This is a genomic window from Agrobacterium sp. Ap1, from assembly GCF_017313375.1.
Lineage (GTDB): Bacteria > Pseudomonadota > Alphaproteobacteria > Rhizobiales > Rhizobiaceae > Neorhizobium > Neorhizobium cellulosilyticum.
The window spans coordinates 167200-179601 of record NZ_JAFLMY010000001.1 but is presented as its reverse complement, the minus strand read 5'-3'; the positions used below and the strand labels follow the sequence as shown (position 1 = coordinate 179601).

Annotated in this window: 13 protein-coding genes; 5 read left to right on the top strand and 8 right to left on the bottom strand. The window is 59.7% G+C overall.

Annotated features, from left to right (window positions below; genetic code table 11):
- Window positions 1–56 precede the first annotated feature (56 nt).
- Window positions 57–587, top strand: a complete 531-nt coding sequence (locus tag JZX87_RS00920) for a P-loop NTPase family protein (RefSeq protein ID WP_286193986.1) — start codon at window positions 57–59, stop codon at window positions 585–587.
- Here JZX87_RS00920 and rcdA read toward each other — a convergent pair whose 3' ends face one another.
- The 3 genes from rcdA to JZX87_RS00905 all read right to left on the bottom strand — a co-directional run bounded on the left by rcdA (window position 588) and on the right by JZX87_RS00905 (window position 2993).
- Complete coding sequence (gene rcdA / locus JZX87_RS00915) at window positions 588–1100, bottom strand: protease adaptor protein RcdA (RefSeq protein ID WP_206823030.1); 513 nt, start codon at window positions 1098–1100, stop codon at window positions 588–590.
- Between the two features lie 403 nt (window positions 1101–1503).
- Window positions 1504–1719, bottom strand: a complete 216-nt coding sequence (locus JZX87_RS00910; protein ID WP_206823029.1) for a DUF1192 domain-containing protein — start codon at window positions 1717–1719, stop codon at window positions 1504–1506.
- A gap of 2 nt (window positions 1720–1721) precedes the next feature.
- Window positions 1722–2993, bottom strand: a complete 1272-nt coding sequence (locus tag JZX87_RS00905) for an MFS transporter (RefSeq protein WP_148143560.1) — start codon at window positions 2991–2993, stop codon at window positions 1722–1724.
- Between the two features lie 199 nt (window positions 2994–3192).
- Here JZX87_RS00905 and JZX87_RS00900 point away from each other — a divergent pair, with 199 nt between their 5' ends.
- Window positions 3193–3354 carry a hypothetical protein gene (locus JZX87_RS00900; protein WP_206823028.1) on the top strand — a complete coding sequence of 54 codons (162 nt, stop codon included), beginning with the start codon at window positions 3193–3195 and terminating at the stop codon, window positions 3352–3354.
- Here the strand turns inward: JZX87_RS00900 and JZX87_RS00895 are convergent, their stop codons facing one another.
- The 4 genes from JZX87_RS00895 to JZX87_RS00880 form a co-directional block, all read right to left on the bottom strand.
- Complete coding sequence (locus JZX87_RS00895; protein ID WP_206823027.1) at window positions 3355–4272, bottom strand: PhzF family phenazine biosynthesis protein; 918 nt, start codon at window positions 4270–4272, stop codon at window positions 3355–3357. It lies immediately after the preceding gene.
- A gap of 186 nt (window positions 4273–4458) precedes the next feature.
- Entirely contained in the window at window positions 4459–5484 is a 1026-nt protein-coding gene (locus JZX87_RS00890; protein ID WP_148143565.1) for a class I fructose-bisphosphate aldolase, read from the bottom strand.
- A 197-nt stretch (window positions 5485–5681) separates the two neighbouring features.
- A complete protein-coding gene (locus tag JZX87_RS00885; protein WP_148143568.1) occupies window positions 5682–6884 on the bottom strand; it encodes a phosphoglycerate kinase in 1203 nt (400 codons plus the stop codon).
- Between the two features lie 135 nt (window positions 6885–7019).
- Complete coding sequence (locus JZX87_RS00880) at window positions 7020–8843, bottom strand: potassium/proton antiporter (protein ID WP_206823026.1); 1824 nt, start codon at window positions 8841–8843, stop codon at window positions 7020–7022.
- A gap of 689 nt (window positions 8844–9532) precedes the next feature.
- Here JZX87_RS00880 and JZX87_RS00875 point away from each other — a divergent pair.
- From JZX87_RS00875 to JZX87_RS00865, 3 genes are all read left to right on the top strand, one after another.
- On the top strand, window positions 9533–10162 hold the full coding sequence (locus JZX87_RS00875) for a GntR family transcriptional regulator (RefSeq protein WP_206823024.1): 630 nt from the start codon (window positions 9533–9535) through the stop codon (window positions 10160–10162).
- Window positions 10163–10281: 119 nt separating this feature from the next.
- A complete protein-coding gene (locus JZX87_RS00870; protein ID WP_206823023.1) occupies window positions 10282–10872 on the top strand; it encodes a biotin transporter BioY in 591 nt (196 codons plus the stop codon).
- The gene (locus JZX87_RS00865) at window positions 10869–11312 is read left to right on the top strand and encodes a DUF1284 domain-containing protein (protein WP_206823022.1); all 444 of its coding nucleotides are present in this window, start codon (window positions 10869–10871) and stop codon (window positions 11310–11312) included. The genes JZX87_RS00870 and JZX87_RS00865 overlap by 4 nt, the downstream gene beginning before the upstream one ends.
- A 54-nt stretch (window positions 11313–11366) precedes the next feature.
- Here JZX87_RS00865 and gap read toward each other — a convergent pair whose 3' ends face one another.
- Window positions 11367–12377, bottom strand: a complete 1011-nt coding sequence (gene gap / locus JZX87_RS00860; RefSeq protein ID WP_148143578.1) for a type I glyceraldehyde-3-phosphate dehydrogenase — start codon at window positions 12375–12377, stop codon at window positions 11367–11369.
- Window positions 12378–12402 lie beyond the last annotated feature (25 nt).

Here is a 12402-nt window from a genome sequence, read left to right as displayed (position 1 = left end):
TGGCGAAAGCCGGGCTTTTTTCGTTTGGTGTCATGGCAGGGCTCAAGGGGAGTGCCATGATAAAAGACAAGCAATATGAGGCCCTTCGCCGGGTAGTGATCATGGGCAATGGCGGTTCGGGCAAGACATGGCTCGCCCGCAAGCTGTCGTTATACCTCGACCGCGCTCCCGTGCATCTCGATGATGTCTACTGGCAACCCGGCCCGCATGGCGACGGCATTGCCCGTGACAAGGCGATCGTCATCGAAGAGGTGCGGGAATTGTCGCTGACCTCCGGATGGATCATCGAAGGCGTCTATGGCTGGCTGGTCAATGTCATCCTGCCGCGCGCGACGACACTGGTGTTTCTCGATCTGCCGGAAGACGAATGCATCGCCAATATCAGGGCGAGGGGCAAACAGCGCGGAGAAAGCGACGAGAGCTTCGCAGAATTGCTCGATTGGGTGTCGAAGTATCGGGAGCGGAAAAACAACTGGAATTCGTTCGAAAGCCATTTGCGGATGTTCGAAGAGTTTCCCAACGAAAAAGTGCGGCTGAGAAGCCGCACTGAAATTCTCGAATATCTGGAGCAACTGGCTGATCGATGATCAGTTGCTGAAGGCTGTCTGCAGCAGGTTCAACTGCGAGCGGACGCTGTTTTCGTTGTCCGGAACGGCAACTGCGTCAGACGGGCGATAGATCTCGCGATCGAGAAGGGCCACTCGGTTTTGCAGGCGCAAAGAGCGCTCGACGAGATCGCGGAAACCTTCCGGAAGTTCGTTCCAGCCCGGTGCGTTGCGGTCGACGTTGAAACCGTCAAGGCGAACCTTGTTCTTTTCGGCGAGAACCTGATCCTTCGACATCTCGCCATTGTTGACGGCGCGCTGCAGCAGCAGCCAAGAGGCCATCTGCATGAGGCGGGTCGTCAGGCGCATAGATTCAGCGGCGTAAAGAACCGAGGCAATACGAGGCAGGACCTTCGATGCGGCGCGACCCGTTCCGTCGAGATAGGTCGCGGTCTCTTCCACCAGGGACATGCCCTCGGAGTAAAGTGTCTTGAACTGCGAGGAATTCGCTGCGCGACCGGCGAAATTGACGGTATTCAGACCCTGTTCTTGCATGAATGTCATCCTGCTAACGCAACCACGATGAGGCAATGGCGGGATGTAGCGAAAGGTTCCATCGCCGCCCTCATTGACTTGAACATGATCTTTATAATTGAAATCCGCAAGGCGTTTATTAAGGAAAGGTTAATACCCACAAGAAGCGGTAAACCGATGCGGATGTTCTTGTTTTGGAACACATTTTCGGAAACTGCAAGAGAGCCTGCGAGGCGTCTCTACACGGCCGAGTAAAGCAGTTTTGCGGCGTGCCAAAAAAGAAGAGCCGCGGAAAGGCGGCTCTCAAGGTAAAACAGGGAGAAATCAGACCATTCGCCGGGTGGTGAAACTGTCTGAGTCCAGGAAGCCTGGACGGTCTGATAATGTCTGTTAATGATTAATATCCACTTAAAATCCCCAGGCTTTACTTGGGCATTTTCGGATCGTCCCACTTCTTGAAGAAGTTGTCGGCCGCCATCCGACCTGCCTGTTTGTTCTGCTTGTCGGTTTCCAGCCGCGCGATTTCCTCTCTGAGGAGATCGATTCGAGCATCGAGATCGCCCACCGAAAGCATGGAAAGATCCGAGCCGATCTCATGGGCGAGCTTCTTGGCCGGTCGGTCGTCGTCGAAAAATGTCATCCTCAGTTCCTCCGGTCTTCAGTCGTGCCTTCAGCCTGTGCTGCGCGCGGGTCGAGCGCCAGGCTTTCCGGGGTCGTCATCGGCGATGTCGCGGCCGGAGCGACCGTATAGGCATCACGGTGCTCTGCCGGGACCGGTGCCCGCTGGCGGCTGCGGATGATGGCATAGGCCGTGATCAGGATATGCGCGATCGCGGTGACGAGGAAGAGCGCATAAGGTCCGGCCCAGGTCATGACCGGGCCGCCGAGTGTCGGGCCGATGATAGTGCCGATGCCGTAGAGCAGGAGCAGGCCGCCGGAAACCTTGACGAAGTCCTCCGGCGAGGCGAAGTCGTTGGCATGGGCAACCGCGATCGGATAGAGCGCGTTCGCCGCGGCACCGTAGATCGCGACCAGCACGATGATCCCGTAGGCGTCAGTCGGCCGCACCATGGCGACAACCAGTCCCGCCAGTGCTGCAGCGGCGGAAAGACCTGCCAGCACGTAGCGACGGTCCATGCGATCGGAGAGGCGGCCCGCCGGAAACTGCATGATCGCGCCGGCAAAGATGGTGATCGTCACCATTGCGGCGACTGCCCCTTGAGAGAGGCCGGCGCGGTTTGCGAACACAGCGGCCAGAGTGCCGTAGGCGCCATTGGCAATGCCGATCAGCAGAATGCCGACGAAGGAGATCGGCGAGTTTTTGAACAGCCCCTTCAGATCCAGCTTGGCGCGTTTGAGCGGCTGGGGAGAGGCGGCTTTTGAGAGCGTCGTGGGCAGCGCGGCGATGCTGTAGAGAATGCCGCAGATCATGAAGAGCGTCGTCGTTGTCACGTCGGAAAAGGGGACCAGCATCTGGCCGCCGACGACGCCGAAGAGCGTGATGGAAATGTAGAAGGAAAAGATCGTGCCCCGGCTTTCCGGCGTTGCGCGCTCGTTCAGCCAGCTTTCGATGATCATCGAAGTGCCGGCGGTGCAGAAGCCGGTGATGGCTCTCAAGGTCAGCCATGCCGTCTGATCGACCAGCAGGCCGGTCAGGAGCACGTTCAGGCAGATCAGCGCGAGGAAGCCGGAAAAGGCGCGGACATGGCCGATCCGTCGCACCACGTTCGGTGCAACAAAGCAGCCGATGACAAAACCCGCAGCCCAGGTCGTGCCGAGCAGGCCAAGCGTCTCGTTGGAATAGCCTTCGAGAGAGCCCCTCAAGGGCAGGAGCAGGCCCTGGAGGCCGTTGCCAAGGAATAGAAAAAGGGTTCCGGATAAAAGGGCGAGGACGGGAAGCAGGTTTCGTCTCATCGTCTCACAAATGGGTTCGTGTCAAACAATCAATGGCACAGTTGCCTGCCGTCAGACGTGTTGCGCCTTGCCGCAGGGAACGGTAACGAGGGACGGGGCTCGCTGTTGATTTGTTTGCCCCTCCCAAAGCCTATCTGTGGTGGAGTTTAAAAATGTCTACCCTGTGGCGAGACGCGAAAAGATCGCAGCAGGGCGAACAATGACAAAAACAATCTCCATCCTGCTCATGCTTGGCATGGTCGTTCAGATCATAAGGCCGCTGGGCTTTCCGGGCCTCAAGCGCCGCATGGATTTCTGGAAACTTGCCGTGCTTGCTTTTGTGATCTGGACCATTGCGCTGCTCGCGCGGGAGTTCTTCTGATCAGCATTCGATGCTGCCGCGCATGACGAAGACAGAGCGGCCGCTGATCCGCACATCGGTTACCTTGCCATGTTGCTTGGTAACATCGAGTTCGATGATGCTCCTGCGGCCCATCTCCACGCCCTGCTCGATGGTCAGTTGGGTGTGGATATCCGCCTCGGGCATGTTGGCGACCAGATAGGCGCCAAGCGCGCCGGATGCGCTGCCAGTCGCGGGATCTTCCGGAACATCGTCGAGTGGAGCGAACATGCGTGCACGGATATGGTTCGGCCGCGACGGATCGCGGACATAGAGAAATACTGAAAATCCGAGGCCGTCGCCGGGATGACTGGCGACTGCTTCCCGGAAGGCCGCAAGATCCGGCAGGGCTCGACCAAGGGCGTCTAGGCCATCCAGTTCGGCAAGGACGAAGCCGAGGCCGACAGAGGCAAAGACCGGCTGGTGCCGATCGGTGCGGACATTTTCCGTTTCGATAGCGACGCAGCGCGCCACAAGCTCTGCTGCAACCGTCTCTCCGATCTCGAGCGATCTCGGGGCGCGGATCGAGGCGGCGGCGACCTTGCCGTCTTCGCGCTTCAATTGGACCTCGACGAGGCCGGCTTTTTCCTCGAAACGAAGGCTGTCGCCGATGGCTTTGCCGAACAGGCTCGTCTCCTGGCCAAGAACGTAAGCCGTGCCGACATTGGGATGGCCGGCGAAGGGAACTTCCAGCGTCGGCGTAAAGATACGGACATGGGCGCTGTTGGCCGGATCTTCTGGCGGCAGCACGAATGTGCTTTCGGAATAGCCGAATTCGGTAGCGATGTCTTGCATCTGCTGCGTGGTCAGTCCGCGTGCATCGGTGATGACGGCAAGCGGGTTGCCGGTGAAGCGTTCGGCAGTGAAAACATCGACGGTGACGAATTCGACTTTGGGCATGGCATCCTCCAAGGGTGAGGGACGATGCTTAAGCGGCTGCGATGCGGCTCACCAGTCAAACTTTGTTATGGTATCAATCAACGGAAAAACCGCGCCGTTGCCGACGCGGTTTTCTCCCTCCCTGCAGCATCCGCGCCCAATCAAGGCTGCGGACCGGCTGCAACGATTTCGGTGAAAAGGCTTGGCTTACGCAGCCTTTTCGAGGTCCTTCTTCCACGTGCCCTTGGCGGCGAGCGTGTTCATCTCGGCACGGTGCGCAAAGGCGCGCTGGCCGGCTGCCACGTTCTCGGACTTGCCGCCCCAAGCCTTGAGGGCGGTTTCCTGCAGCGCACGGCCGTAGGAATAGGTGAGCTTCCAGGGCAGGTCGTAACCGGCAACCATGGCTGAGAGGTGCGCCGTCGCTTCTTCCGAGGTCTGGCCGCCGGACAGGAAGGCGATGCCCGGTACGGAAGCAGGAACGGTGGCCTTCAGAACCTTGACGGTGCGTGCGGCGACTTCTTCCACCGAAGCCTTGCGGGCCTTGATGCCATCAATGACCATGTTCGGCTTCAGGATCATGCCTTCGAGATCGACGCGGGCGTCGAACAGGTCGGCGAAGACGGTCTGCAGCACGTGCTGGGTAACTTCGGCGCAACGGTCAATGTCGTGGTCGCCGGGAGTGCCGTCCATCATCACTTCCGGCTCGACGATCGGCACGATGTCAGCCTGCTGGCAGAGCGCTGCATAACGAGCGAGAGACTGCGAGTTGGCCTTGATCGAACCCCAGCTCGGACGTTGGTCGCCGATGGTGATGACGCCGCGCCACTTGGCGAAACGGGCACCGGCTTCACGATACTTGCGGAGGCGTTCATAAAGGCCATCGAGACCTTCAGTAATGAATTCGTGCGGGTGAAGCGCCATCGGCTTCGCGCCGATATCAACCTTGATGCCAGGAATGGAGCCGGCTGCGGTCATGATGTCGACGAACGGAGTGCCGTCGGCTGCCTTCTGGTAGAGGGTTTCTTCATAGAGGATGACACCGGAAATGCAGTTCTTCATCGCTGCTTCGGTGCGGAAGAGCATCTCGCGGTAGTCACGGCGGCTCTCTTCGGTAGACTCGATCCCGATGCTATCGAAGCGCTTTTTGATCGTCCCGGTTGACTCGTCGGCGGCCAGAAGGCCCTTGCCGTTCGATACCATCTTGAGTGCAATATCTTCCAGACGTTCGGTCATTTGTCGATCTCCAACACTTGATATCTGAGGCGATAACAGATGTAGGGCGGAAGTAAATCCACGGCTAAATATTTGAAACGATTGAATTCAATTCAATCGTTTAAAACATCTAAAAAATTTAAAGGGGTCTTGAAACGCGAATGCGCGGAGCCATGTCCGCGCACTCTGGTTGTGGTCAAGCTGTGGATAAACAGCAATCAGGCCGTCTTGGACAGAACTGCCACGCCGGGCAGTTCCTTACCTTCCATCCATTCAAGGAAAGCGCCGCCTGCCGTCGAGATGTAGGTGAAGTCGTCGGCAACGCCCGCATGGTTGAGGGCTGCGACCGTGTCACCGCCACCTGCAACGGATGTCAGCTTGCCGGCCTTGGTCTGTGCCGCTGCGAACTTTGCTGCCGAAACGGTTGCTGCGTCGAAGGGCGTGATTTCGAAGGCGCCGAGCGGGCCATTCCAGACGAGCGTAGAGGCCTTGCCGATCCATTCGTTGATGGCTTCGACCGACTTCGGGCCGACATCGAGGGCCATGGCATCGGCCGGGATGGCGTCGATGGCGACGATCTCGTTTGCTGCATTGGCCTTGAACTCGCGGGCAACGACAGCATCGACGGGGAGGACGATGGCGCAACCGGCGCTTTCGGCTTCAGCCATGATTGCCTTGGCGGTTTCGCCGAGATCATGTTCGCAGAGCGACTTGCCGACATTGATGCCCTTTGCCGCGATAAAGGTGTTGGCCATGCCGCCGCCGATGACGAGCGCGTCGACCTTCTTTACCAGGTTCTGCAACAGGTCGATCTTGGTCGATACCTTTGCGCCGCCGACGATGGCGACGGTCGGGCGAACCGGTGCGCCAAGACCCTTTTCCAACGCTTCAAGCTCGGCCTGCATGGTGCGGCCAGCATAGGCGGGCAGATGGTGCGCGAGGCCTTCGGTCGATGCGTGAGCGCGGTGAGCGGCAGAGAAGGCGTCGTTGACGTAGATGTCGCCGTTTGCGGCAAGCGCTTCGGTAAACTCGGCGTCGTTCTTTTCCTCGCCCTTGTGGAAGCGGGTGTTTTCCAGAAGCAGGATGTCGCCGTCCTTCATCGATGCGACGGCCTTTTCGGCGTCGGGGCCGATGCAATCGGCGGCGAAGAGGATCTTGGTGCCGAGCACTTCGTTGATGGCCGGGACGATCAGCGAGAGAGACATGTCGGCGACAGGCTCACCCTTTGGGCGACCGAAATGGGCAAGCAGGATGACCTTGGCGCCTTTTTTCGACAGTTCAAGGATGGTCGGGGCAACACGCTCGATGCGGGTCTTGTCGGTTACCTTACCGTCGGCAACCGGTACGTTGAGATCGACGCGTACGAGAACGCGCTTGCCCGCTGGGTTGCTGATATCGTCAATAGTCTTGAATGCCGGCATGGGCTAATCCACTCCTTGAGTGCTGAAATGGGACCGAGTGCCCTGAAGCGCCCGGCCGCTGAAACTGGCGGACCATACTATGGTTGCGGCCCGACGCAAGGGCGCCAAGAGCCGCAGTGGTCTCTCAAGTATAGCCTATCGCCTTTGGGTGGGCACCGGCTTTCCGCGGTATTTGCGGATGAGGTCACGCACGCGATGGGCGATCTCTCGCATGTTGATGAAGATCGGCAGGTTGGTGGTCGGTTCGACCGGTTCCAGTGAAACGCCGATCGAACGGATGTGGTTTAACTCGTCGACTTCGCGGACGATCAGGACGATCGAGCCGAAGCGCATGCGGTCGGCATATTCCGCCTTGCCGCCGAGGCGTGCGATCAGCAGTTCGCCGACCGTCATGGAATGTTCGGAGGGAGACAGAAGGCCCGGACCATAGGCGGCGTCGAGTTCTTTTGCGGGGCGCGCGGGGGAAATGGCGAAGGCGCCGAAGAATTCCTCGTCATTATCATCCACCGGGGCGCGGGCCGCAAACAGGCGGTCGAGCAGTTTGGTGTAGGTCGGGGCGACGAAGAGATAGACCTGATCGCCCTCCCGCAGCCGTCCGGCATATTGATAACGCATGCTCTTTGCGTCGCGGATGACGAGCGAAGGCATGGCCCAGCGGGGAATGCGCTCGCCGCGCATGATCGGGCTGTCCTTGATGACCTTGTAGGAGATCAGTTCGTGCTGGGCAGCGCCCGGCAGATCGAGCTCGATCTTGTCGACCGCGCCCATGCGGGGCGGAATGATGAGGCCAAGTTTTGTCGCGACCGGCTTGATCGTCCAGCCCTGCAGGCAGAGCGATACGAGGACGATGATGAAGGCGACATTGAAGAAGAGTTCGCCATTCTCGACGCCGCTCAGGAGTGGCATTATCGCAAGCAGGATGGAGACCGCGCCGCGCAGGCCGACCCAGGCGACGAAGCCGATTTCTTGCTGGGTGAAATCGAAGGGCAGCAGGCTCAGCCAGACCGCGATGGGCCGGGCGACGAAGATGAGGAAGAGTGCAAGGCCGATCGCTGGCAGAAGAATGGCCGGGAACTGCGATGGCGTGGCGAGCAGGCCAAGGACGAGGAACATGATGATCTGGGCAAGCCAGGTCAGTCCCTCGTTGAAACGCATGATCTGCTGCTTGGCGTACATCTTGCGATTTCCGGCATACATGCCGGCGACATAAACGGCGAGAAAGCCGCTGCCGCCCATGGCGCCGGTGAAGGCGAAGACGAGCAGGGCGAGTGTCAGCACGAAGATCGGCGCGAGGCCGCGGTCGGAGGTGAAGCGGTTGAGGATCGCCACGATCATCATGCCGCCTAGCAGGCCGAAGACGAGGCCGAGCCCCATTTCCTCGAAGAAGGTGAAGAAGAAGTGCAGGTCGATGCCGGAGAGGCGCTGGCCGGTGCCGATCAGCTCGGCAATTGCGATCGTCAGGAAGATCGCCATCGGATCGTTGGTGCCGGATTCGACTTCGAGCGTCGAGCGTACCTTGTCGCGGATATTGATGCCGCCGATGCGCAGAAGAAAGAAGACGGCGGCAGCGTCGGTCGAGGCGACGATCGAGCCGAGCAGCAGGCCTTCCAGCCAGTCGAGATCCAGAAACAGGGCTGCTGCAAAAGCGAAGATGCCGGAGGTCAACAGCACGCCGACCGTGGCCAGGGTGATCGCCGGAACCGCAGCGATCTTGAAGGAATGGATCGGTGTGATGAAGCCGGAATCGAACAGGATAACGGCCAATGCCAGCGATCCCAGCATGAAGGTGAAGGGATAGTTGGAGAATTGTATTCCTAGGCCATCGACGCCGGCGAGAAGACCGATCGACAGGAAGACGAGAAGCAGCGGTGCGCCGAAGCGGAAGGCGAGAAGGCTGGAGAAAGCGGAAACCAGCACAAGCAGTGTGCCGATCAACAATACGATATAAAACGCCTCCAAAGACCCCGACCTCTTCGTTTGCCGCTTGCTCCCTTCCCGGGCAGCACGTGCTGGTCGCGAAACCCGTTTTCGGTCGCGGGGCATCTGTCGGGGCGGGGGCAGATCCGGCGCAGGCCGGAGCGAATCGTCACTCTCAGCAATAGGCAGGAACAAATCCGGCAAGAGAAGGGCAGGGCGGAAAAAAGACGGTCTTACCCCTTGGTGCTTTCAGCTTTTCAGAGAACGGAGAGCCCACGCAAATGCGGAACCTCGATTGGGTAGATAAGGCGGCTCCGCATTCGCGTGGCCTTCGGCGTTCTTTCGGGACTTCCGGTCCCTACGTGTGATCTTTTCGCCTGGCTGCATGTGGTTACCCACACTTGGACGGCTCAACCGAACCCGACATGGTTGCCGAGGGGGGAGGCTTGATAGGAGGGGCCGGTTTTGACGACGCCGGACGCTCCATGCGTTTCGCCCCTCTCGTCCTTGCCGCACGTGATGGGGCAGACGAAAGCGCCGGCCGCCGCCTGCCCGCGAACGTCTCGCGAAACACTCCGGCGATGGAGGCGGGCGGATTGTAAATGCAGGTCGGGAGGGCGGGGATGATTGATGCGCTAAAGTATTGAATATGTGTGCAAGGATGGCGCTCGCGTCCACGTGGTGGTGGTTCAGCGCTCGACGGTTACGTCCTCATCAATTATCTATAATTCATGACGACAGCCAAATCAGACACGATTGCCTCGCGTATCAGTCGAGAGCTTGCCGAGCGTATCGTTACCGGCGTGATTGCCGCCGGGGCACGGCTTCGGCAGGATCATATTGCCGAAGAGTTCGGGGCCAGCCATGTGCCTGTGCGTGAGGCGTTTCGGCGGTTGGAGGCGCAGGGCCTGGTTGTCAGCGAGCCGCGCCGGGGGGTGAGGGTTGCGGGCTTCAGTCTTGACGAGGTAAAAGAGGTGGCCGAAATGCGCGCCGCCCTGGAAGTGCTGGCTTTGCGCCATGCTGCGCCGCATCTGACGAGGGCCATTCTGGATGCGGCCGAGGCTGCGAACCATGCCGGCGAAAAGGCTGCCGATGTGCAGGCGTGGGATGAGGCAAACCGGAGTTTTCATCGTCTGATCCTCAGCCCTTGCGGCATGTCGCGCCTGTTGAAGTCCATCGACGACCTGCAGGTGGTCGGTGCGCGATTGCTGTTTTCCGGATGGCGGGCGGAGTGGGAAGCGCCAACGGACCGGGATCATCGTGCCATTCTCTCCGCGCTGAGGGACGGGGATGTGGATCAGGCCGCCTCGGTTCTTGCGCGGCATGTGCAGTGGGTCGGCCCGAGCCCCCGCAAAAGCTAAAATTCCTTCGCAATTTCAAGGCGTTTTGCTGGCCGTGAATTTCATGGCTTGTCAATTCGTGCGACCTATGGACTCATTAGCTATAGATTACTTAAATTATCTATAATTTGGAGATCCGCATGAACTACGCTTCTACCCGCACTGCCAAGCCTGCCTTCAGCCCGCTTGATCTGCAGAATGCTCCGCTCGTCCTGCGTGGCCTGGCTATCGTGCTCGGCACTGGGATACTTGCCGCATCTTCCTACGTCTCGGTGCCGATGATCCCCGTGCCAATCACCATGCAGACCCTGGCTGTCACGCTGATCGGTGCGCTTTACGGCTGGCGTCTGGGGGCGGCGACGGTTGTCGCATGGCTTGCCGAGGCTGCCATGGGCATGCCGGTTCTGGCCAACGGGGCAGGCGGGCTTCATGTTTTCGTCGGGCCGACGTCCGGTTATCTGTTTTCCTTCCCCGTCATCGCAGCCGTCACGGGCTTTCTGGCGGAGAAGGGTTGGAACGGACATCGCCCGGTTCTGGCGTTCGTGGCGATGTTGGTCGCCAATCTTCTGTGCCTTGTTATCGGCGGTGTCGTTCTGGCCTTCATGATCGGGGCGCAGAAGGCTTTTCTGTTCGGAGTGCTGCCGTTCCTCGTCGGCGCCGGGTTGAAATCCGCGCTCGGCGCGGCGATCCTGCGTCTGCTGGCGCGAGGCAGGACCAAGCCTGCTGCATGACGGTTCGGCTGAGACCGCATCATCTCCTTTGCCTGCTCACATATGTGGGCAAAGGATACACGCCGGGTTTTGTCGCCAACTACGATCGTATCGCCAAACGGCTATCGAGCGGCGAGGATGTTCTCGTCGTCGACGGTCCGGACGACATTTGCGCAGCACTTTTGTGCGAGCCTGAACCGCATTGTTTTCGTGACAGCGTGCGTGTCCGTGATGCGCAGGCGGCGGCGGATATCGGGGATCTGCTGGAGATGCGCTTGTCGGCGGGTGCGCGGATCGATCTGCATCCGGGGTTGCTTGCTAGAATGCGAAAAGCCTTTGCCGAGGGACAATCGCGGAGAGCCTGTCGCGGCTGCGAATGGTACGATCTCTGCAGCGGTATCGCCAATGATGGTTATGGTACGGTGCGGGTGAGGGCGACTATCGAGACGACGTGTCTCTGATGCAATAAAAAAGGGGCGCTCGAGGCGCCCCTTTCTTCATTCGTATCGGCTCGATCAGATGAGCTTTGCCATTGCGACGGAGGTGTCGGCCATGCGGTTGGAGAAGCCCCATTCGTTGTCGTACCAGGACAGAACGCGGACGAAGTTGCCTTCCAGCACCTTGGTCTGATCGATCGCGAAGATCGAGGAATGGCTGTCGTGGTTGAAGTCGCGGGAAACCAGCGGCTCTTCGGTGTAGCCGAGGATGCCCTTCAGCTTGCCGTTTGCAGCAGCCTTGATGGCTTCGCTGATTTCGGCAACCGTGGTGTTCTTCTTGGCAACGAACTTGAAGTCGACAACCGAGACGTTCGGGGTCGGCACTCGGATCGAGGTGCCGTCGAGGCGGCCCTTGAGGTGCGGCAGAACGAGGCCAACTGCCTTTGCGGCGCCGGTCGAGGTCGGGATCATGGACAGGGCTGCAGCGCGGGCGCGGTACAGGTCCTTGTGCATGGTGTCGAGCGTCGGCTGGTCACCCGTGTAGGAGTGGATCGTGGTCATGAAGCCGTGGTCGATACCGACAGCGTCATCCAGCGTCTTGACGACCGGAACCAGGCAGTTCGTGGTGCAGGACGCGTTGGAGATGACCAGATGGTCCTTGGTCAGGGCGTCATGGTTGACGCCGAAGACGACGGTCAGGTCTGCGCCGTCGGACGGAGCCGAAACGATGACGCGCTTTGCGCCGGCGGTCAGATGCAGGGCAGCCTTTTCACGGGAGGTGAAGATACCGGTGCATTCGAGCGCGATGTCGACGCCGAGTTCCTTGTGCGGCAGGGTTGCCGGATCCTTGATCGCGGTAACCTTGATCGGCTTGCCGCCGCCAACGGTGATGGTATCGCCGTCAACCTTCACTTCGGCCGGGAATTTGCCGTGGATCGAGTCGTAGCGGAGCAGATGGGCATTGGTTTCAACCGGGCCAAGGTCGTTGATGGCAACGACTTCGATATCGGTGCGACCCGATTCGACGATGGCGCGGAGGACGTTGCGGCCGATACGGCCGAAGCCGTTGATGGCAACCTTTACAGTCATATGAGCTTTACTCCCTGATAATGGG

What these genes read in the sequence shown, in the direction of transcription:
- JZX87_RS00920 (WP_286193986.1), top strand. Translation starts at nt 57, where the DNA reads ATGATAAAAGACAAGCAATATGAGGCCCTTCGCCGGGTAGTGATCATG.
- rcdA (WP_206823030.1), bottom strand. Translation starts at nt 1,100, where the DNA reads ATGCAAGAACAGGGTCTGAATACCGTCAATTTCGCCGGTCGCGCAGCG.
- JZX87_RS00910 (WP_206823029.1), bottom strand. Translation starts at nt 1,719, where the DNA reads ATGACATTTTTCGACGACGACCGACCGGCCAAGAAGCTCGCCCATGAG.
- JZX87_RS00905 (WP_148143560.1), bottom strand. Translation starts at nt 2,993, where the DNA reads ATGAGACGAAACCTGCTTCCCGTCCTCGCCCTTTTATCCGGAACCCTT.
- JZX87_RS00900 (WP_206823028.1), top strand. Translation starts at nt 3,193, where the DNA reads ATGACAAAAACAATCTCCATCCTGCTCATGCTTGGCATGGTCGTTCAG.
- JZX87_RS00895 (WP_206823027.1), bottom strand. Translation starts at nt 4,272, where the DNA reads ATGCCCAAAGTCGAATTCGTCACCGTCGATGTTTTCACTGCCGAACGC.
- JZX87_RS00890 (WP_148143565.1), bottom strand. Translation starts at nt 5,484, where the DNA reads ATGACCGAACGTCTGGAAGATATTGCACTCAAGATGGTATCGAACGGC.
- JZX87_RS00885 (WP_148143568.1), bottom strand. Translation starts at nt 6,884, where the DNA reads ATGCCGGCATTCAAGACTATTGACGATATCAGCAACCCAGCGGGCAAG.
- JZX87_RS00875 (WP_206823024.1), top strand. Translation starts at nt 9,533, where the DNA reads ATGACGACAGCCAAATCAGACACGATTGCCTCGCGTATCAGTCGAGAG.
- JZX87_RS00870 (WP_206823023.1), top strand. Translation starts at nt 10,282, where the DNA reads ATGAACTACGCTTCTACCCGCACTGCCAAGCCTGCCTTCAGCCCGCTT.
- JZX87_RS00865 (WP_206823022.1), top strand. Translation starts at nt 10,869, where the DNA reads ATGACGGTTCGGCTGAGACCGCATCATCTCCTTTGCCTGCTCACATAT.
- gap (WP_148143578.1), bottom strand. Translation starts at nt 12,377, where the DNA reads ATGACTGTAAAGGTTGCCATCAACGGCTTCGGCCGTATCGGCCGCAAC.